General features: G+C 71.7%; 21 protein-coding genes. 10 read left to right on the forward strand and 11 right to left on the reverse strand.

Annotated elements, in window-relative coordinates; genetic code table 11:
• The first annotated feature begins 90 nt into the window (after positions 1-90).
• Together AC0B9F_RS13035 and AC0B9F_RS13040 are read left to right on the forward strand one after the other, a co-directional pair.
• A complete protein-coding gene (locus AC0B9F_RS13035) occupies positions 91-924 on the forward strand; it encodes an aldo/keto reductase (protein ID WP_472001810.1) in 834 nt (277 codons plus the stop codon).
• A 43-nt stretch (positions 925-967) separates the two neighbouring features.
• Positions 968-1,540 (forward strand): DNA polymerase ligase N-terminal domain-containing protein, encoded by a 573-nt coding sequence (locus AC0B9F_RS13040; protein WP_472001812.1) that lies wholly within the window; start codon positions 968-970, stop codon positions 1,538-1,540.
• A 4-nt stretch (positions 1,541-1,544) separates the two neighbouring features.
• Here AC0B9F_RS13040 and AC0B9F_RS13045 read toward each other — a convergent pair whose 3' ends face one another.
• The 3 genes from AC0B9F_RS13045 to AC0B9F_RS13055 all read right to left on the reverse strand — a co-directional run bounded on the left by AC0B9F_RS13045 (position 1,545) and on the right by AC0B9F_RS13055 (position 3,082).
• Positions 1,545-2,012 carry a peroxiredoxin gene (locus AC0B9F_RS13045; RefSeq protein ID WP_472001814.1) on the reverse strand — a complete coding sequence of 156 codons (468 nt, stop codon included), beginning with the start codon at positions 2,010-2,012 and terminating at the stop codon, positions 1,545-1,547.
• Positions 2,009-2,383 (reverse strand): DoxX family protein, encoded by a 375-nt coding sequence (locus tag AC0B9F_RS13050; protein WP_472001816.1) that lies wholly within the window; start codon positions 2,381-2,383, stop codon positions 2,009-2,011. The genes AC0B9F_RS13045 and AC0B9F_RS13050 overlap by 4 nt, the downstream gene beginning before the upstream one ends.
• Before the next feature lie 195 nt (positions 2,384-2,578).
• Complete coding sequence (locus AC0B9F_RS13055) at positions 2,579-3,082, reverse strand: MarR family winged helix-turn-helix transcriptional regulator (protein WP_472001818.1); 504 nt, start codon at positions 3,080-3,082, stop codon at positions 2,579-2,581.
• 168 nt (positions 3,083-3,250) lie between these two features.
• On the opposite strand from AC0B9F_RS13055, the gene AC0B9F_RS13060 reads away from it, so the two are divergent.
• Positions 3,251-4,234: an ATP-dependent DNA ligase gene (locus AC0B9F_RS13060; protein WP_472001820.1), complete on the forward strand. Its 984-nt coding sequence runs from the start codon at positions 3,251-3,253 to the stop codon at positions 4,232-4,234.
• A 124-nt stretch (positions 4,235-4,358) separates the two neighbouring features.
• On the forward strand, positions 4,359-5,126 hold the full coding sequence (locus tag AC0B9F_RS13065; protein WP_472001822.1) for an NPP1 family protein: 768 nt from the start codon (positions 4,359-4,361) through the stop codon (positions 5,124-5,126).
• A 24-nt stretch (positions 5,127-5,150) separates the two neighbouring features.
• Here the strand turns inward: AC0B9F_RS13065 and AC0B9F_RS13070 are convergent, their stop codons facing one another.
• Positions 5,151-5,321: a YciI family protein gene (locus tag AC0B9F_RS13070; protein ID WP_472001824.1), complete on the reverse strand. Its 171-nt coding sequence runs from the start codon at positions 5,319-5,321 to the stop codon at positions 5,151-5,153.
• Positions 5,322-5,465: 144 nt separating this feature from the next.
• On the opposite strand from AC0B9F_RS13070, the gene AC0B9F_RS13075 reads away from it, so the two are divergent.
• Both AC0B9F_RS13075 and hemC read left to right on the forward strand, forming a co-directional pair.
• A complete protein-coding gene (locus AC0B9F_RS13075; RefSeq protein ID WP_472001826.1) occupies positions 5,466-6,482 on the forward strand; it encodes a questin oxidase family protein in 1,017 nt (338 codons plus the stop codon).
• 98 nt (positions 6,483-6,580) lie between these two features.
• Positions 6,581-7,516, forward strand: a complete 936-nt coding sequence (hemC, locus tag AC0B9F_RS13080; RefSeq protein WP_472001828.1) for a hydroxymethylbilane synthase — start codon at positions 6,581-6,583, stop codon at positions 7,514-7,516.
• 105 nt (positions 7,517-7,621) lie between these two features.
• Here the strand turns inward: hemC and AC0B9F_RS13085 are convergent, their stop codons facing one another.
• The 4 genes from AC0B9F_RS13085 to AC0B9F_RS13100 form a co-directional block, all read right to left on the reverse strand.
• Positions 7,622-8,143 (reverse strand): hypothetical protein, encoded by a 522-nt coding sequence (locus AC0B9F_RS13085; RefSeq protein ID WP_472001830.1) that lies wholly within the window; start codon positions 8,141-8,143, stop codon positions 7,622-7,624.
• Positions 8,144-8,395: 252 nt separating this feature from the next.
• Entirely contained in the window at positions 8,396-9,244 is an 849-nt protein-coding gene (locus AC0B9F_RS13090) for an ABC transporter permease (RefSeq protein ID WP_472001832.1), read from the reverse strand.
• Positions 9,204-10,154 carry an ABC transporter ATP-binding protein gene (locus AC0B9F_RS13095; protein WP_472001834.1) on the reverse strand — a complete coding sequence of 317 codons (951 nt, stop codon included), beginning with the start codon at positions 10,152-10,154 and terminating at the stop codon, positions 9,204-9,206. The genes AC0B9F_RS13090 and AC0B9F_RS13095 overlap by 41 nt, the downstream gene beginning before the upstream one ends.
• Positions 10,155-10,174: 20 nt before the next feature.
• Complete coding sequence (locus AC0B9F_RS13100) at positions 10,175-10,630, reverse strand: MarR family winged helix-turn-helix transcriptional regulator (RefSeq protein ID WP_472001836.1); 456 nt, start codon at positions 10,628-10,630, stop codon at positions 10,175-10,177.
• 277 nt (positions 10,631-10,907) lie between these two features.
• Here AC0B9F_RS13100 and AC0B9F_RS13105 point away from each other — a divergent pair, with 277 nt between their 5' ends.
• Entirely contained in the window at positions 10,908-11,699 is a 792-nt protein-coding gene (locus AC0B9F_RS13105; RefSeq protein WP_472001838.1) for an RNA polymerase sigma factor SigF, read from the forward strand.
• Positions 11,700-11,750: 51 nt separating this feature from the next.
• On the opposite strand, the gene AC0B9F_RS13110 is transcribed toward AC0B9F_RS13105, so the two are convergent.
• On the reverse strand, positions 11,751-12,086 hold the full coding sequence (locus AC0B9F_RS13110) for an ANTAR domain-containing protein (RefSeq protein WP_472001840.1): 336 nt from the start codon (positions 12,084-12,086) through the stop codon (positions 11,751-11,753).
• A 130-nt stretch (positions 12,087-12,216) separates the two neighbouring features.
• Here AC0B9F_RS13110 and AC0B9F_RS13115 point away from each other — a divergent pair, with 130 nt between their 5' ends.
• On the forward strand, positions 12,217-13,032 hold the full coding sequence (locus AC0B9F_RS13115) for a VOC family protein (protein WP_472001842.1): 816 nt from the start codon (positions 12,217-12,219) through the stop codon (positions 13,030-13,032).
• Between the two features lie 62 nt (positions 13,033-13,094).
• Here AC0B9F_RS13115 and glgX read toward each other — a convergent pair whose 3' ends face one another.
• Together glgX and AC0B9F_RS13125 are read right to left on the reverse strand one after the other, a co-directional pair.
• A complete protein-coding gene (glgX, locus tag AC0B9F_RS13120) occupies positions 13,095-15,272 on the reverse strand; it encodes a glycogen debranching protein GlgX (protein ID WP_472001844.1) in 2,178 nt (725 codons plus the stop codon).
• Positions 15,269-15,775 carry a pep a2 gene (locus tag AC0B9F_RS13125; RefSeq protein ID WP_472001846.1) on the reverse strand — a complete coding sequence of 169 codons (507 nt, stop codon included), beginning with the start codon at positions 15,773-15,775 and terminating at the stop codon, positions 15,269-15,271. The genes glgX and AC0B9F_RS13125 overlap by 4 nt, the downstream gene beginning before the upstream one ends.
• A 292-nt stretch (positions 15,776-16,067) precedes the next feature.
• Here AC0B9F_RS13125 and AC0B9F_RS13130 point away from each other — a divergent pair, with 292 nt between their 5' ends.
• Together AC0B9F_RS13130 and AC0B9F_RS13135 are read left to right on the forward strand one after the other, a co-directional pair.
• Positions 16,068-16,367, forward strand: coding sequence for a DUF5133 domain-containing protein (locus tag AC0B9F_RS13130; RefSeq protein ID WP_472001848.1), 300 nt, complete (start codon positions 16,068-16,070; stop codon positions 16,365-16,367).
• Positions 16,368-16,439: 72 nt separating this feature from the next.
• Positions 16,440-18,395 carry an alpha-1,4-glucan--maltose-1-phosphate maltosyltransferase gene (locus AC0B9F_RS13135; RefSeq protein ID WP_472001850.1) on the forward strand — a complete coding sequence of 652 codons (1,956 nt, stop codon included), beginning with the start codon at positions 16,440-16,442 and terminating at the stop codon, positions 18,393-18,395.
• Positions 18,396-18,420: the final 25 nt, after the last annotated feature.

Genomic DNA, 18,420 nt, shown 5'->3' on the forward strand with positions numbered 1-18,420 from the left:
CTGTCCTCATCCCCACCCGGTCCGGTTGATCACTGCTCACCCTATCCGCGACGCTGGTGGGACGACACAGCCGAGGGGAAGGTGCGACCCATGAGCGACATCCCGACGTACACCCTCAACGACGGCCTGGTGATCCCCGCCCTGGGGCTCGGCACCTGGCCCATGGACGACGCCCTCGCCGAGCAGGCCGTGCGCGGCGCGCTGGGCCTCGGCTACCGGCTGGTGGACACCGCCGCGAACTACGGCAACGAGACCGGCGTGGGCCGCGGCATCGCGGGCAGCGGCGTGCCCCGCGAGGAAGTGGTGGTGACGACGAAGCTGCCCGGCCGCCATCATGGCTACGAGGAGACCCTCGCCTCCTTCGAGGAGTCCCGCCGGCGCCTCGGCCTCGACCATGTGGACCTCTACCTGATCCACTGGCCGCTCCCCCGACTCGACAAGTACGTCGACTCCTGGCGGGCGATGATCAAACTGCGGGAGGACGGCCTGGTCCGCTCGATCGGCGTCTCCAACTTCACCGCGGAGCACATCACGCGCCTGGAGAAGGAGACCGGGGTCCTGCCGAGCGTGAACCAGATCGAGCTGCATCCCCTCTTCCCGCAGCCGGAGCTGCGCGTCTTCCACGCGGACAAGGGTGTCGTCACCGAGAGCTGGAGCCCGCTCGGCCGGGGCAGTCATCTGCTGGACGACCCGAGGACCGCCGCCATCGCCCGCAAGTACGGCGTATCACCCGGCCAGGTCGTCCTGCGCTGGCACGTCCAGCTCGGCGCGGTGCCGATCCCGAAGTCCGCCGACCACGCACGCCAGCGGGACAATCTGGACGTCTTCGGCTTCGAACTGGACGCCGAGGAGATGAAGGCCGTCGGGCACCACCACAGCCCGCGCCGGCTCGGCGGCGACCCGGAGACCCACGAGGAGTTCTGAGCCTCCGCGCGGGTACCCGTCGCTCCCGTCGGAAGGAGGAACGATGGAGCGCTTGCGGGACTACCACGCCAAGCGCGACTTCGCCCGCACCTCGGAGCCCGAGGGCCGCACGGCGGCCGGGGGCGCCGAGCCACGGTTCGTCGTGCAGATCCACGACGCGCGCCGGATGCATTTCGACTTCCGGCTGCAGGTCGGCGATGTGCTGAAGTCCTGGTCGGTGCCGAAGGGGCCGTCCGGCGACCCGCACGACAAGCGGCTGGCCGTGCCCACCGAGGACCACCCGCTGGAGTACGAGGACTTCGAGGGCGTGATCCCGAAGGGCGAGTACGGCGGCGGCACGGTGATCGTCTGGGACGCCGGCACCTACGAACCGCTGAGCCACGACCGCCGCGGCCGCCCCGTCGATTTCGCCGAATCGCTGGAGCGCGGGCACGCCACGTTCCGGCTGAAGGGCAGCAAGCTGCACGGCGAGTACGCGCTCACCCGGTTCCGGGACGGCGACTGGCTGCTGGTGAAGGCCGGGCACAGAACACCCGGCCGGGGCACGCCCGACCCGCGCCGCGCCCGTTCGGTACGCACCGGCCGGACCCTGGCCCAGGTCGCCGCGGACGGGTGAGCCGTCACTCCCGGTGCTTGCGCAGCGCGGCCAGCGCCCGGTCCGCGTGCGTGTTCATGCGCAGTTCGCTGCGCACGACCTCCAGGACGGTACGGTCCTCGGCGATGACGAACGTGACCCGTTTGGTGGGTGCGAGGGAGAACCCACGCTTGACACCGAACCGCTCACGCACCGCGCCGTCGGCATCCGACAGCAGCGGCACACCCAGCGCATGACGCGCGGCGAACTCCTGCTGACGGTCCACGGCGTCACCGCTGATCCCCACCGCACGGGCCCCGACGGCCGCGAACTCGGCGGCCAGGTCCCGGAAGTGGCAGGCCTCGGCGGTACAGCCGGGGGTGAGCGCGGCCGGGTAGAAGAAGAGCACGACCGGCCCGTCCGCCAGCAGTTCGCTCAGCCGCCGAAGGGTGCCCGTCTCGTCGGGCAGCGCGAAGTCCTCGACCCGGTCGCCGACGATCAGGCCGCTGCTCACGACCGCGCCTCCGCAGCGCGCGCGACGCCACGCGCCCACCACACGAGGGGCACTTGCAGCGGCAGCCGCGCGAGGGCCGCCGTCCTCTGCGGGGCCGGACGCCGGCGCCAGTCGACGGCCATCTTCACGTTCGCCGGAAACACCCCGACGAAGAACGCGGCCGCCGCCAGCGCGGCGGTCCGCCGGGTGCGCGGAACGGCCAGACCCGCCGCGAGGGCCAGTTCGGCGGCGCCACTGGCGTACGTCCAGGTACGCGGCGACCCGGGGAGGGCCCGCGGGATGGTCGCGTCGAACGACTGGGGCGCGGCGAAGTGGGCGACACCCGCCGTCGCCAGCAGACCGGCGAGCAGCAGGGGTGAGCGTTCGGACACGGTTCCTCCTGAGGATGACCAGGCGCGCGATATTACTGGAGAGTAGGCGAGCGCGACAGCTCGGGGGAACGGTGTGCCTGCGGCGCAGAGTCGTGTTTCAGGTGCCGGTGCCGGTGCTGTCGGCTGCGGTGCCGAAAGGTGCCGGCGTGTTGCGGCTGCGGTGCCGGGACGTCTTTCGGGTGCGGGCGCGGACGATCAGACGTCCCCCTCCGCCTCCACCACCGCGGCCCGAGCCAAGAAGTCGTCGACCATGCGATGGAACAGCGTGGCGAGCTGCCGCAGATCCTCCGTGGACCACTCGGCCAGCGCGAGCTGCATCCCGCGTGCCCCCGCCTCCCGGACGGCGTCCACCGCACGGCGCCCCGCCTCCGTGAGCTGAATCCGCTGGGCGCGCCCGTCGTCGGGGTCGGGCACCCGCGTGACGTACCCGGACTTCTGCAGCTGCTGCACGGTACGCGTGACGTGCGAGGCCTCCACACCGAGCCGATTGGCCAGCTCCCCCGAGCGCAGCGGCTCGGAGTCGGCGACCTGCCGCAGCAACGCCACCGCGGCCCGGTCCAGCGGCACGCCCGCCAGGGCCATCAGCCGCTCGTGCTGCCGCGCCCGGGTGCTGAGATAGGTGATCCGGTTCAGCGCGCGCTCGATCTCGGCGACTTCCGGTGAGGCAGCGGGGGCGGCGGGAAGCGGTGATGTTGCCATGGACCCACGTTACCATATCGTTGCGTAACTCAAGTAATTCCTACCGTGCCGGCAGTAATTCCCACCGTGCCGGCGCAGCCCTCCGCACTCACCCGGAAACCGGTCCGTTCAGGCGAACCCCGGAACCACCGCGCGTGACCCACCGCCCCCGCGTCCACCTTTCAGGACGTGACTCTGCCGCTGATCGTTCCCATGCTCGCCACACCGGGCACCCTCCCGCCCGCCTCACAGGACGCCCGCTGGGCGTACGAGACGAAGCAGGACGGGCAGCGGGTCGTGGTCTACCTGGCCGGTGACGGCACGGTGGTGCTGCGGGCCCGCTCCGGGGAGGTCATCACCGGCGCCTACCCGGAGCTGCGCGCGCTGGGCGACGCCCTCGGCGGCACCCCGGCCGTCCTCGACGGGGAGGTGCTGGCCCTGGACGCGCGGGGCCGGGCGGACTTCCAGCTGCTGCAGTCCCGGATGGGGCTCGCCCACGCCCCGGCCCGCGCGGCGCGCCGGGCGGCCGAGCAGCCCGTCCACCTCGTCGTGTTCGACGTATTGCACCTCGCCGGCCGCTCGCTGCTCGCCCTGCCGTACCGGGAGCGGCGCGCGCGGCTGGAGGGGCTCGCTCTGCGGGGGCCGTACTGGTCGACTCCGGCGGCGCTCGTCGGCCACGGCGCCGAGGCGCTGGCGGCGACCCGGGAGCACGGCCTGGAGGGCCTGGTGTGCAAGCGCCTGGACTCGGTGTACGAGCCGGGAGTGCGCTCCCGCGCCTGGATCAAGATCCGCAACATGCACGGCGTCGACGTGATCGTCGGTGGCTGGCTGCCGGGCAAGGGACGGCTGTCGGGACTGCCGGGTGCGGTGCTGGTCGGCCAGCGCGACGCGGCCGGCGCGCTGCGGTACGTGGGCGGGGTGGGCACCGGCTGGAGCGAGCAGGAGCGGACCCATCTGGCCGGTCTGCTGGCCGAGTCGGCGAGCGGCGCCTGCCCGTTCACACCCGACCCGCGGGTGGCGGGCGCGCAGTGGGTGCTGCCCCGGCTGGTCGGGGAGGTGCGCTACAGCACCCGGACCCGGGCGGGGATGCTGCGCCAGCCGTCGTGGCTGCGGCTGCGGCAGGACCTCACGCCCGAGGAGTCGTCCGCCGATCTGCCCGACGCCTCCTCATGATCCTTGTGTTCGGCTGGACTTCACCGGTGACACACCTGGGCCCCCTTGGCGCGGACATGTAAAACGCGGGACGCTGAACGCCCCCACAGCCGCCCGGCCACACCCGCGCCAGGAGGAGGACACCGTGACGTTCAAGGCCCACCGCAGGAGATGGCTCACGGGACTCGGCGCCGCGCTCGCGCTCGTCGTCGCCGTCCCCACCACCGCCTTCGCCGCCCCGCCGCAGGCCCTTCCGGCCGACGCCGACAGCCTGGAGCGCACCTATCAGCCCGCTTTCGACTACGACACCGACGGCTGCTACCCCACGCCGGCCATCGGCCCGGACGGCACCGTCAACGGCGGGCTCAATCCGGCCGGCGCCCTCAACGGCAACTGCCACGACGCCGCCGACCTGGACAACACCAACGGCTACTCCCGCTCCCGGTGCAACAACGGCTGGTGCGTCATCCTCTACGGGCTGTACTTCGAGAAGGACCAGGCGCTGCCCGGCAGCAGCCTCGGCGGACACCGCCACGACTGGGAACACGTGGCCGTGTGGGTGCAGGACAACCAGGTCAAGTACGTCTCGACGTCCAACCACGGCTCGTTCACCGTGCACGCGGCGTCCGAGGTCCGCTTCGAGGGCACCCACCCGAAGGTCGTCTATCACAAGGACGGCATCGGCACGCACTGCTTCCGCCTGGCCAACGCCAACGACGAGCCGCCGGAGAACCACCAGCACACCTGGCAGTACCCGCCGCTCGTCGGCTGGAACGGCTACCCGCCGGGCATCCGGGAGAAGCTGAGCGCCTACGACTTCGGCAGCGCCCACTTCGGCCTGAAGGACGGAAGTTTCGCCTCCCACCTGGCCTCGGCCGAGCCCGCCGGCCTCCCCTTCGACCCGAACGCCTGACGGCCGAGAGCCGCCGCGTTCCGCTCATGCCCCGGCCTTGAGGCCCTCCAGACCGGGTGCGACCAGCAGGGGAACGAACTCCACGACATGGTGCGCGGCGACGCCGCCGAGCAGATAGGGATCGGTGGCCAGGATCCGGTCGAGCTCCTCGGCGGGCATGGAGGCGGCGAGGTAGACGCCACCCGTCAACGGCACTTGCCGCTCGGCCGCGAGAAGCAGTCCCCGCGCGACGAGGTCGTTCAGCCAGTCGCCGTGGGCGGGGGCCTAAGACCCCCGCCGGGGCCGGCTTCGGACCGCAGGCCGATCCGCGGGCGGGGGGCGCGGCGTAGCGTCCGCGTCATGACCGCGAACGACAGCACCGGAGAACTCGACGAGGCGCTCGAACGGCTGCACGGCACCGGTCCGGAGCGGCTGGGGCGGCTCACCAACCACGCCCCCATGGTGGTCGAGGCGCTGACCGCGCGCGGCCGGGCCGGGGCCGTCCACCGCTGGCTGGACCTCTACCGCCACAAACTGGAGGACTTCCCCGCCCCGTTCGCCCGCGTCACGGACGACAACTGGCGCGAGGCGCTGGGCGATCAGCGGCGGGCGGCCGACTGGATCGGCCATTTCTCCCGCACGCTCGCCGAGCGGCCGTGGCGCGCCGTCCTCGCCGAGTGGTGGCCGCGCCTGCTGCCCGGCCTGTACGGCGCCTCGACGCACCCGGTGATCCGGGTCGGCCACGCCGTCCGCGCCCTCGGCCGGGAGGAGAACGCGCCCCGGCGCACCGAACTCGCCCACGCCCTCGGCTACTGGGCGGCCCGCCACCGCGCCGTGGACGGCATCGTCACGGTGCCCGGCGCCGGCAGCGCGGCGCTCACGCTCGACGCGGTGCCGCCGGCCGAGGGGGCCGAGGGCGGCTTCCCGGCCCGGCTGGCGGCCGTACGGCGGCTGCCCGGCTGGGCGCAGGACGTGACCGATCCCGACACGGCCCGCGCCCGGCTCACGGAACTCGTCGGCGCCGCCACGCACCGGTACGCCACCCACGGGCACGGCGAGGAGACCATGCTGGTGCACGCGGCGACCGCGCCCAACGCCGTACTGCGCACGCTTCAGGCGCTGCCGCGGGAGCTGTGGGCGCCCAGCCTGCACGCCGCGTGGACGGCGTCCGCGGCGGTCACCGCCATGTACGCGCCGGCCGAGCCGGTCCCCTGGGACGCGCCGGGCGCCCTCACGGCCGAGGACGTGGTGGAGCGGGCGCTCGCGCACGGCGACGAGCACGTGATCAAGCTGACCGACACCGCCCTGGACGTCGGCGACGAGCAGGCCCTGGCCGCCGCGCTGCGCGCCGTCGAGCTCAGCGAGCCGCTGTCCTGACGAGAGTCCTTCGCTTCCACGGGACGCGGTCCTCGCCCGCGCCGGCGAGCGCCCCGCAGGTGGCGCGCCGATCGGCGGGGAGGGTCTATCGTGACCGCATGTCCGTTCCGGAACTGATCCGCATCGTCTCCCGCGACTCACCGATGGCTCTGGCCCAAGTGGAGCGCGTCCGCGCCGAGTTGGCAGCCCTGCACCCCGGAGTGCGCACCGAGGTCGTACCCGTGAAGACCACCGGCGACAAATGGCTCGGCGATCTGTCCCAGGTCGAGGGCAAGGGCGCCTTCACCAAGGAGGTCGACGCGGCGCTGCTGGCCGGGGAGGCCGACCTCGCGGTGCACTGCGTGAAGGACGTGCCCGCGGACCGGCCGCTGCCGGCCGGGACCGTCTTCGCCGCGTTCCTGAAGCGCGACGACATCCGCGACGCCCTCGTGCACCCGGGCGGGCTCACCCTCGACGAACTCCGGGCGGGCACCCGCGTCGGGACGTCGTCGGTCCGCCGGATCGCCCAACTGGCGGCCACCCACCCGCATCTGACGTGCGTTCCGTTCCGCGGCAACGCCAACCGGCGGCTGGAGAAGCTGGCGGCCGGGGACGCCGACGCGCTGCTGCTGGCCGTGTCGGGCCTGGAGCGCATCGGGCGCCCGGACGTCATCAGCGAGGTGCTCTCCCCCGACGTGATGATGCCGCCGATCGGCGCGGGCATCCTCGCCCTGCAGTGCCGGCAGGACGACGGCGACGTCATCGACGCCGTCAGCGCGCTCGGCGATCCCGCCACGCACCGGGAGGCGACGGCGGAGCGGATGTTCCTGCATGTGCTGCAGGGCCACTGCAACAGCCCGATCGCCGGCTTCGCCCGCGTGGACCGCGGCGGCGAACTCTCCCTGCGTGCCTGCGTCTTCACCCCGGACGGCAAGACCCGCCTGAACGCCCACGAGTGGGCCGGGCGGCTGGACCCGGCCACGCTGGGCACATCGGTGGCGGTGGCGCTGCTGCGGCAGGGCGCCCGCGAGATCATCGACGGCATCGCGCACTGAACAGCACGGTGTACTGAAGCACGGTGTACTGAACAGCACCGTGCTGCTGAACAGCAGGGTGCACCGAGTGGGCGCCGTCGCACGTGCGGGCCGTCGGCCCGGGTGTCAGGCGGTGCCCTCTTCGGCCTGGTCGCGCAGGAAGGTGCTGACCTGGTGGGCCAGGCAGTCCCGGCCCGCGCCGGCCGGGACGTGGGAGGGCTGCGCCTGGACGCCCAGGCCGCCGCTCCACATCCGGCGCTCGGCCCACTCCTCGTCGACGCGCAGCTGGACCTGGACGTCCACCTGGCGCAGGGCGTCCTCGGGTGCGGCGGCGTACAGCACGGCGGTGACCCGGCGCAGCGGGTAGACGTCGAAGCCCTCGATGAACTGCGAGTTGCGCCAGTCGATGAAGGCGCCCTCGCCGTCGGGCCCGACGCGCACGTCGATCTGGCCGTCCTCGAGGTGGACGCCGAACCGCTCGGGTCCGCGGTTCTCGACCGTGACCCGCAGCGCGAAGTACGTCAGCCCCTCGGCCGCGTCGTCCCGTCCGCGCGGCGGCTCGGCCTGCTCCAGACGGTGGACGCGGACGCGCAGACCGGCATGCTCTTCGTACTCGTGCCAGTCCCCGACCACGTTCGGCTCGTACACAGTCCACCTCTCGACTTCTGAGAGCTGCTTCCTATCCAGGCGGTCAGGGCACTGTCAAATGCGCGTCATGGGCTGTGGCCAGGGGATTCCGCCGCGGTGACCGGTGATCAAGCCGTGCGCAGGGACAATCGGTTTCCGGTCGTTCGACCGGTTTTCGGGGGCGTGCCGCACATCACGTCGGCGGCCATGATCATCTTGCTTGATCGACAGCCGCGGACGCCGTGTTGATCGCGGACCGCCCAGCCCGTTCGATCAACGGGCCAGCCGGCCCAGCAGCGAGGAGGCGGCCGTGATCCCGAGCGCGGCGGCCACCAGGAGCACCGCGAAGTCCGTGCCCAGGTGGGCCGGAGTGCCCAGCAGCAGGCCGCGCAGGGCGTCGACCTGGTAGCTGAGCGGGTTGACCTTGCTGACGGCCTGGAGCCAGCCGGGCATGACGGAGACCGGGTAGAGCGCGTTGGAGGCGAAGAACAGCGGCATGGTGATCGCCTGCCCGAAGCCCATCAGCCGGTCGCGGCTGAGCACGATGCCGGCGATGGTCATCGACAGGCAGGAGAAGAAGGCCGATCCGAGGACCACGGCCGCGGCCACGGCGAGCAGCTTCAGCGGGTTCCAGGTCAGTGCGACGCCGAGCACCGCGGCGATGACGAGGACGACGACCGCCTGCACAAGTGCCTTGACCCCGGCGGCGAATGCCTTGCCGGTGATGAGCGCGGCGCGTGGAGTGGGCGTGACCAGCAGCTTGTTGAGAACTCCGGCGTCGCGCTCCCAGATGATCTGGATGCCGTAGAAGATGGCGATGAACATCGCGGACTGGGCGATGATGCCGGGCGCCAGGTAGTCGACGTACGGGATGCCACCGGTCGGGATCGCCCGGATGTGGGTGAAGGTCTGACCGAAGATCAGCAGCCAGAGGGCGGGCTGCACGGCCCGCGTGTACAGCTCGGTGCGGTCGTGGCGCAGCTTCTGCAGTTCGACCGCGCACATCGCGAACACCCGGGCGGGCAGCAGCCGCCAGGGCGCCCTCGGCTCGGGCGGCCGCAGCAGGAGGCCGAAGACGGGGTCAGCCGACGCGGCGGGCGGTGCGGCGGGTGGATCGGACATCGCGGAAGTCTCCTGAGGTGTCGTCGAGGCCGCTGCCGGCGACGTCGCGGAAGACGTCCTCCAGCGTGGCCGGCGTCGCCGTGCCGCGCCGCTCGGCGAGCCCCTCGCGCAGCGCGGCGGGGGTGCCGAGGGCCCGGATACGGCCGTGGTGCATCAGGCCGACCCGGTCGCAGTACTGGTCGGCCTCGTCCATGTAGTGCGTGGTCACCAGGACCGTCATGCCGGTGGCGGCGCGCACGGCGTTGATGTGCTCCCACACGCCGGTGCGGGCGATGGGGTCCAGGCCGATGGTCGGCTCGTCGAGGATCAGCAGACGGGGTGCGCTGACCAGGGCCTGGGCGAGTTCGAGGCGGCGGACCATACCGCCGGAGTAGGTGCCGGCGAGCCGGTCGGCCGCACCGGCGAGGTCGACGGCCGCCAGCGCCTGCGCGACCCGGGCGGCGCGTTCGCGGCGCGGCACGTCGAAGACCCGGGCGAACAGGGCCACGTTCTCCCGGCCGGTCAGGCTCGCGTCGGCGGACAGCTGCTGCGGGACGTAGCCGAGCAGCCGCCGTACGGCCATCCGCTCGCGGGCCGCGTCGTGGCCGAAGACGCGGATCGTCCCGGGCGGGACCGGGAGCAGGGTGGTCAGGCAGCGGATCGCGGTGGTCTTGCCGGCGCCGTTCGGGCCGAGCAGCCCGAAGACCTCGCCCTGCCGGACGGTCAGGTCGAGCCCGTCGACCGCCTTCGTGGTACCGAAGGCGTACACCAGGCCGGCACAGGTGACGGCGTCGCCGACGGGACCGGTCGCGGCGTCGGTCGTGGATCCTGTCGCGGCGTCGGCCACGGGTCCTGTCGCGGCGTCGGTCGCGGGCCCTGTCACCGCGTCGGTCGCGGCCTCGGCCACGGGGCCGGTCGTGGGCTCGGTCATGGGGCCCGTCCTGGGGTCGGTCATGGGGTCTCCCCCTCCTGACTCAGGCTTTCGGCCAGCCGCCGCAACGCCGGCACCGCGGCGCGCAGCGCCTCACGGTCGGCCTCGGGCAGCCCGGCGAGGTGGCGGTCCAGCAGTGCGGCGCGGCGCTCCTGCCAGTCGCGCAGCCGCTTGTGGGCGGCGTCGGTCGGCAGCAGGCGGGCGGCGCGCCGGTCGGCGGGATCGGTCTCGCGGACCAGGTAGCCGTCCCGGGCCAAATGATTGACCAGCGTGGAGACGGAATTGCCCGCGAGGTACAGCTCCTTGGCCGCCTCGGAGATCCCGATGCCGGGCCGCGCCTGGACCAGCCGCAGCAGCTCGACCTCGGCGCCGCGCAGCCGTGGGGCGGTCAGCCCCGCGCGCAGCCGGCGCCGGGTCAGCCGGTGCACGCCGACCAGGGCGCCGGCGAGGTCTTCCGGGAGGGAGTCGTGGTCCACAACTCCGAGATTAGCTCTGTGTCAGAGGTAATCCGACCAAAGGCGGGTCAAGAGACGCGGAGGCTCCCGCAGCAACTGCCGCCCGGTCGCAAATCATCACGTTCTTCACGAAACGGGTTTCACTCGTATGGAAGCAGGGAATCTGCTTCTCAGTGCTTCGGACAGGAGGCACCTCCGTGGGCCCGGTGTACTCGGACCCGACGCCCTCCATGTCCGGTCCGCGCGCCCGTCCCACGGTGTCTGTCCACCCAGCATCCGCTGAGGGAGGCGCGCATCGATGCGTACCGCCATCAGGACGCAGCAGCATCCGCACGACGACGCCCCCGACACCGCCGCGGACTTCGCCAGGATGGCGACGCTGCCCGACGGCACCGAGCGCAGGGCTCTGCGCGACGAGCTGGTCCGCCTGTGGCTGCCCATGGCCGAGCGGATCGCCGTCCGGTTCCGCGGCCGCGGGGAGTCCCTCGAGGACCTGTACCAGGTCGCGGCCCTGGGACTCGTGAAGGCCGTCGACCACTTCGACCCGGACCGCGGCGGCGCCTTCGAGGCGTACGCCGTACCGACGATCACCGGCGAGATCAAGCGGCACTTCCGCGACCACATGTGGACGCTGCATGTGCCGCGCCGGGTACAGGACCTGCGCAACCGCGTCCGCCGCGCGGTCAAGGAACTCGGCCAGACCATCCCGGGACGGCCGCCCACCGTCGCCGAGATCGCCGCGTACGCCCAGCTCACCGAGCAGGAGGTGCGCACCGGCATGGAGGCGCTGGAATGCTTCTCCGCGTTGTCGCTGGAGGCGGAGATGCCGGGGACCGACGGCTACGCCCTCGGGGACGCGCTCGGCGGACCGGACCCGGGCTTCGACACCGTCGTGGACCGCGAGGCCGTCAAGCCGTGTCTGCAGGCGCTCCCGGAGCGCGAGCGGACCATCCTCTACCTGCGGTTCTTCCAGGGCATGACGCAGAGCCGGATCGCCGAGCAGCTGGGCATCTCCCAGATGCACGTCTCCCGGCTGCTCAGCGGCTGCTTCGCCCAGCTGCGCGAGGAGATCCTCGCCGAGCGCCAGTGACGCGGGGCCGGGCCCGGGCCCGGGCCCGGGCAAAGGAGATGCACAGGGGCGTCACCCGATCGGTGGCGTCCCTGGGATCTGGGTGGGGCCGTGGCGGTCCAGTGCGTCCTCCAGCTCCGCGCGGATCTGCTGCGGCATCTCCCCGTTGCGCGCCCAGATCAGGATCAGCTCCGCGACGTTGCGCAGCTTGATGTTGGTGTGCTGGGAGACGTCCTTCAGGACCTGCCAGCCCTGATCGGGTGACATCCGGCCGAGGGCCACGATCATTCCGATCGCCTGGTCGACCACGGCGTGCGAGGTGACCGCTTCCTTGAGCTGATCCACTTCTTCCTGGAGCTCGAAGAGCCGACCGGTTTCGTCGTCCGGGTCCCGCGGTACTCGTGCCACCTCTCCCACGTTGCCCCCGGGGGTCGCCCGGCGCCACCGGGGGTTTTCGACAGGCGGCCCGCGGGGATCCGGTCGGACACTGGAGGTGGACCGGCAGCCGACCGGACGAAGAGATCAGGACGCGAGCGCCATGAACCACGACACGCCCCCCTCCCCACGAGCGACAGAGGTCGTCTCGTCCCACCACGTCTTCGGCGCGCCCTGCTGGGTCAGCCTGACCAGCCGCGACCTGGACACCACCCAGGACTTCTACTCGGCGGTGCTGGGATGGAAGTGGCGCAAGGGGAAGCTGGGTGACCGGTTCCGGATCGCGCTGGCCGACGACGTGCCGGTCGCCGGGATCGCCGCGGTCGCCACGATGTGGCAGATGGCGGTGGCGTGGACGCCGTACTTCGCGGTGCCGAGCGCCGACGAGGCCGTCTCGCGGGCACGCGAGCGCGGCGGGACGGTGGCGGTCGGGCCGATCTCGCTGCCGCCGGGACGGGCCGCGCTGATCGCGGACCGGGACGGGGCGACGTTCGGCATCTGGGAGGGCGAGCTCTTCACGAACTGGGAGAGCTGGCGGCAGGCCGCGCCGGCCTTCATCCGGCTGCACACCCGCGACGCGTTCGACGCGGCGATCTTCTACGGCGAGATCCTCGACTGGGCCTCGCGGCTGCCCGGCTGCTGCGAGGTGGGTTACGAGGGCAACGAGGTGGTGCTGCGCAGCGAGGGGGAGATCGTGGCCCGGATCGAGTCGGGCGCGCTGGAGGCCGCACCCGATCCGACGATCCGTCCGCACTGGCAGGTCCACTTCGCCGTCGCCGACGTGACGGCGTGCGCGCTGGCGGCGGAACAGCACGGCGGGAGCGTGCTGGGCAAGGGGGCGGATGAGGCGGTGCTGCGGGATCCGGACGGGGCGCAGTTCACGATCACCTCGCGTGACGCTCCGCTGAGAAGGGGCTGAGGGGGTCCTTGGCCGTCGAAAAGGCGCCGCCGCCCCTGGGGGCGGCGGCGCCTTTTCGAGCGTCAGCTGCGTTCCGGGGGCGGGCTCGGGTTTCTCCGGCCTCGGGCCGGGCGGGAGAGGACGACCAGGCTGCGGGGGGCGACCGTGACGTCCGTCGCCGCCTTGTACTCGGTTTCCTCGGGGACGCCGTCCGGTTCGGCGGTGTCGATGCGGGCCGTCCAGCGGGCGCCGTACAGGGTGTCGGGGAGGGTGAAGACGACCGGTTCCCAGTAGCTGTTGAGCAGCAGGAGGAAGGAGTCGTCGACGACCGGGCGGCCGTAGCGGTCCGGTTCGGCGATGGCGTCGCCGTTCAGGAACACGCCGATGCAGTGGGCGTCGGAGCGCTGCCACTCCTCGTCGGTCATCTCCTGCGCGTCCGGCAGCAGCCAGACGAGGTCGGGCAGCGGCTGGTCGGCGTTGGTGGCCGTTTCGCCGCGGAAGAAACGGCGGCGGCGCAGCACGGGGTGCTCGGCGCGCAGGCGGATGAGGCGGCGGGTGAAGTCGGCCAGGTCGCGCTGCTCGTCGGTGAGCCGCCAGTCGATCCAGGAGGTGTCGTTGTCCTGGCAGTAGGCGTTGTTGTTGCCGCGCTGGGTGCGCCCGAGTTCGTCACCGTGGGAGAGCATCGGGATGCCCTGCGACAGCAGCAGCGTGGCCAGCAGGTTGCGCTGCTGGCGCGCGCGCAGTTCCAGGACGGCGGGGTTCGCGGTCTCGCCCTCGGTGCCGCAGTTCCAGGACCGGTTGTGGCTCTCGCCGTCGCGGTTGCCCTCGCCGTTGGGCTCGTTGTGCTTGTCGTTGTAGGAGACCAGGTCACGCAGGGTGAAACCGTCGTGCGCGGTGACGAAGTTGACGCTGGCGCGCGGCCGGCGCCGGCTGTGCTGGTAGAGGTCGGAGGAGCCGGTCAGGCGGGAGGCGAACTCGCCGAGCGAGCCGGGCTCGGTGCGCCAGAAGTCACGTACCGTGTCGCGGTACTTGCCGTTCCACTCCGACCACAGCGGCGGGAAGTTGCCCACCTGGTAGCCGCCCTCGCCGACGTCCCACGGCTCGGCGATCAGCTTGACCCGGCTGATCACCGGGTCCTGCTGGATCAGGTCGAAGAACGCCGACAGCCGGTCCACCTCGTGGAACTGCCGGGCCAGTGTGGCAGCGAGGTCGAAGCGGAACCCGTCGACGTGCATCTCCGTCACCCAGTACCGCAGCGAGTCCATGATCAGCTGCAGCACGTAGGGGTGGCGCATCAGCAGGCTGTTGCCGGTGCCTGTGGTGTCGTAGTAGTGCGCGAAGTCGCCGTCCACGAGGCGGTAGTAGGAGGCGTTGTCGATGCCGCGGAAGGACAGCGTGGGGCCCTTCTCGTTGCCCTCGGCGGTGTGGTTGTAGACGACGTCGAGGATCACTTCGAGGCCGGCCGCGTGCATCGCCTTGACCATCGACTTGAACTCCGCGACCTGCTGGCCCCGGCTGCCGTGGGCGGCGTAGGCGTTGTGCGGCGCGAAGAAGCCGATGGTGTTGTAGCCCCAGTAGTTCGCCAGGCCCTTGTCCTGCAGCACACCGTCCTGCACGAACTGGTGGACCGGCATCAGCTCGACGGCGGTCACCCCCAGTGAGGTCAGGTGTTCGAGGGCCGCGGGGTGCGCGAGGCCGGCGTAGGTGCCGCGCAGTTCGGGCGGCACGTCGGGGTGGGTGCGGGTCAGGCCCCGCACGTGCGCCTCGTAGATCACGCTGTCGGCGTAAGGAGTGCGCGGCGGCCGGTCGTCGCCCCAGTCGAAGTACGGGTCGGTGACCACGCCGAGCATGGTGTGCCCGGCGCTGTCGGCCGGGTCGGGGCCGTGGGGGTTGCGCTCGTACAGCGAGAAGTGGTTGTCGATCTGGCCGTCGACGGCCCGTGCGTACGGGTCCAGCAGCAGCTTCGCCGGGTTGCAGCGGTGCCCCATGGTGGGCGCCCACGGCCCGTGCACCCGGTAGCCGTAGCGCTGGCCGGGGCCGACGCCGGGCAGGTAGGCGTGCCAGACGAAGCCGTCCACCTCGCTCAGCGGGACGCTGCGGTGGGCGCCGCGGTCGTCGACGAGGATCAGTTCGACGCGTTCGGCGACCTCGCTGAACAGCGCGAAGTTGGTGCCCTGGCCGTCGTGGACGGCACCTAGCGGGTAGGGGTGCCCGCTCCACACGGGCACCCCTGCCTTCTTCTTCGGGTCGGTGGTCGTCACCGGCTGGCCTCCAGTACGTCGCCCACCGTCTCGCCGGCCAGGGCGACGGTCCGCAGCGCGCGCGGCACCTGGAGCATCTCGCGCAGGGCCGGGGCCGGGGTCGTCGGGATGAGCGGTTCGCGGTCGCTGACACGGGCGCGCTGAGAGAACCAGATGACCTTGCTGCCGGTGTCGGTGGCGCAGCACCCCCACCCGTCGCTGCTCGCCGCGATGCGCTCCAGGCAGCTGCGCAGGTCCTGGTCCGGGCGCAGGTCGCAGTCGTTCTCGCCGATCGCGGTGATCAGGTGGTGACCGTTCCACCACATCTCGATGGAGGTGTTCTTGTCGGTGGCGTGTTCGTCGATGGCCTGCAGCAGCATCTCGGTGCTGCGGCACACGGGCTCGACCAGGTTCTCCAGATCCCAGTACTTCAGGTGCGCGGCCAGAATGCGCCTGACCTGTCCGACCCGTTCCGGGCTGACTTCCACGTCGAGGTGGTAGTAGCAGGGCACTGCGGTCTTCATCGTCGTTGGCTCCTCACCGGCGACGCCCAAGCTCCTAACGCCCTGGCGGGCGGAACCCCGAACACGAAGCGTGAGCGATGTTCGCTTCTGAGTCACCCCCAACACTGAGGGTGATACGCCATTCGTGCAACACGAGCACACCACGGCCAAGATCCAACAGGACGGTGGGTCATCCCACGTGCACCATAAGTGAAGGCCACGAGAGGTTTTTCGGCTGATGCCCCTCTGCGTGCGCGGCCGGCCCGTCCGTCGGGCGTCGTACCTCTCGCACTCCCGGAAGGTGAACAGCGCCATGCTGCTACCCGCGAAAGCCGAAGTCGCCAGGCATTTGCAGCGTTACCGCGCGTGGGAGCGGGCCATGCTCGCCTCGCCGGCCGACAGCGCGGTGCGGGCCACCTTCGAGGACACCGGATACACCCTGTGCGTGCTGATGGGCAAGCGTTGCGCACGGGAGGCCGCCGACGCCGCCGAACGCTATCTGCGGTCGGACGCGGCCACCTCCCTGTGGAAGGGCAGCCCGCGACGGCGGGCGAAAAACGTGGCGCGCAGGAGTGGATCGCACTCCGCCCGGCGTTTCCCGGCGGAGCACTAGCCCTCCTCCGGTGCAGCTTGGACATCCACCAGCCGGGCCCAGGCCAGGCTTCGAGCACGCAGGAGGTTCACGATGAAGTCCACCAGACCCATCGGCCGTATCCCCGTGCGGGACGTCCATCCGCGCGTGGAGTGCGGCAGGCGACCGGCGAAGGCGGTCGTGGGCGAGACGTTCCTGGTCACCGCGACCGTGTTCCGCGAGGGGCACGACGCGGTCGCCGCGAACGTCGTCCTGCGCGGCCCGGACGGCCGCAAGGGGCCGTGGACCTTGCTGCGTGAACTGGCCGAGGGCAGCGACCGCTGGGGCGCGGAGGTGACCCCGGACGCCGAGGGCCGCTGGACGTACACCGTGGAGGCGTGGAGCGACCCGCTCACCACGTGGCGCCGCCATGCGGCGATCAAGATCCCGGCGGACATCGACACGGGTCTGGTGCTGGAGGAGGGCGGCCAGCTGTTCGAGCGGGCGGCGGCCCGGGCGCCGCGCGGCCCGGCGCGCACCCTGCTGCGGGAGACCGCGAAGACGCTGCTGAACGACTCGCTGCCGGTGCAGGAGCGTTACGCCGCCGCGCTGGCGCCGGAGGTCGACGAGGTCCTGGCCCGCCATCCGCTGCGTGAACTGGTCACCGCGTCCAAGGCCATGCCGCTGCTGGTGGAGCGGGAGCGGGCGCTGTTCGGGTCCTGGTACGAGTTCTTCCCGCGCTCGGAGGGCACCCCCGAGCAGCCGCACGGCACGTTCCGCACGGCCGCCCGAAGGCTGCCGAAGATCGCCGCGATGGGCTTCGACGTCGTCTATCTGCCGCCGATCCATCCGATCGGCACCACCTTCCGCAAGGGGAAGAACAACACCCTCACCGCCGGGCCGGACGACGTGGGCGTGCCGTGGGCGATCGGCTCCTCCGAGGGCGGGCACGACGCCGTGCATCCGCACCTGGGCACGATCGAGGACTTCGACTGGTTCGTGGACCAGGCCCGCTCCCACGGGCTCGAGATCGCCCTCGACTTCGCGCTCCAGTGCTCCCCCGACCACCCCTGGGTGCACAAGTACCCGGAGTGGTTCCACCACCGCCCCGACGGGTCGATCGCCTACGCGGAGAACCCGCCGAAGAAGTACCAGGACATCTACCCGATCGCCTTCGACGCCGACATGGACGGCCTGGTCGCCGAGACGGTCCGCGTCCTGCGGCACTGGATGGACCACGGGGTGCGGATCTTCCGCGTGGACAACCCGCACACCAAGCCGGTGGTGTTCTGGGAGCGGGTCATCGCGGACGTCAACGCCTCCGACCCGGACGTGATCTTCCTGGCCGAGGCGTTCACCCGCCCGGCGATGATGCACACCCTGGCCCAGATCGGCTTCCAGCAGTCGTACACGTACTTCACCTGGCGCGACACCAAGCAGGAGCTGACGGAGTACCTCACCGAGCTGTCCGGCGACGCCGCCACCTATATGCGGCCGAACTTCTTCGCCAACACGCCGGACATCCTGCCGGGCTACCTCCAGCACGGCGGCCGTCCCGCCTTCGAGGTACGTGCCGTGCTCGCCGCGACCCTCTCCCCCACCTGGGGCATCTACTCCGGCTACGAGCTGTGCGAGAACACCCCGCTGAAGGAGGGCGGCGAGGAGTACCTGAACTCCGAGAAGTACCAGCTCGTGTCGCGGGACTGGGAGGCCGCCGAGCGCGAGGGCCGCACCATCGTCCCGCTGATCACCCGCCTCAACGACATCCGGCGCGGCCACCCGGCGCTGCGCCGGCTGCGCAACCTCCGTTTCCACACCACCGACAACGACGCGGTCATCGCCTACAGCAAACGCGAGGGCGACGACACGGTGCTAGTCGTGGTGAATCTCGACCCGCACCACACCCAGGAGACCACGGTCTCGTTGGACATGCCGCACCTCGGCCTCGACTGGCACGCCGAGCTGTCCGCGCACGACGAACTGACCGGTGCGACCTACCGCTGGGGACGCGCCAACTACGTGCGTCTCGACCCCGGTCGGACGCCGGCCCACGTGTTCCACGTCCGGTGAGCCACCCCACGAAACGGAGGTCGAT

Source organism: Streptomyces sp. NPDC097129 (assembly GCF_055668065.1).

Excerpts from the sequence above, each read along its gene's own strand:
- AC0B9F_RS13125 (WP_472001846.1), bottom strand. The coding sequence starts at position 15,775 with ATGAAGACCGCAGTGCCCTGCTACTACCACCTCGACGTGGAAGTCAGC.
- AC0B9F_RS13105 (WP_472001838.1), top strand. The coding sequence starts at position 10,908 with ATGCGTACCGCCATCAGGACGCAGCAGCATCCGCACGACGACGCCCCC.
- AC0B9F_RS13035 (WP_472001810.1), top strand. The coding sequence starts at position 91 with ATGAGCGACATCCCGACGTACACCCTCAACGACGGCCTGGTGATCCCC.
- AC0B9F_RS13130 (WP_472001848.1), top strand. The coding sequence starts at position 16,068 with ATGCTGCTACCCGCGAAAGCCGAAGTCGCCAGGCATTTGCAGCGTTAC.
- AC0B9F_RS13075 (WP_472001826.1), top strand. The coding sequence starts at position 5,466 with ATGACCGCGAACGACAGCACCGGAGAACTCGACGAGGCGCTCGAACGG.
- AC0B9F_RS13055 (WP_472001818.1), bottom strand. The coding sequence starts at position 3,082 with ATGGCAACATCACCGCTTCCCGCCGCCCCCGCTGCCTCACCGGAAGTC.
- AC0B9F_RS13135 (WP_472001850.1), top strand. The coding sequence starts at position 16,440 with ATGAAGTCCACCAGACCCATCGGCCGTATCCCCGTGCGGGACGTCCAT.
- AC0B9F_RS13115 (WP_472001842.1), top strand. The coding sequence starts at position 12,217 with ATGAACCACGACACGCCCCCCTCCCCACGAGCGACAGAGGTCGTCTCG.
- hemC (WP_472001828.1), top strand. The coding sequence starts at position 6,581 with ATGTCCGTTCCGGAACTGATCCGCATCGTCTCCCGCGACTCACCGATG.
- AC0B9F_RS13095 (WP_472001834.1), bottom strand. The coding sequence starts at position 10,154 with ATGACCGAGCCCACGACCGGCCCCGTGGCCGAGGCCGCGACCGACGCG.
- AC0B9F_RS13040 (WP_472001812.1), top strand. The coding sequence starts at position 968 with ATGGAGCGCTTGCGGGACTACCACGCCAAGCGCGACTTCGCCCGCACC.
- AC0B9F_RS13090 (WP_472001832.1), bottom strand. The coding sequence starts at position 9,244 with ATGTCCGATCCACCCGCCGCACCGCCCGCCGCGTCGGCTGACCCCGTC.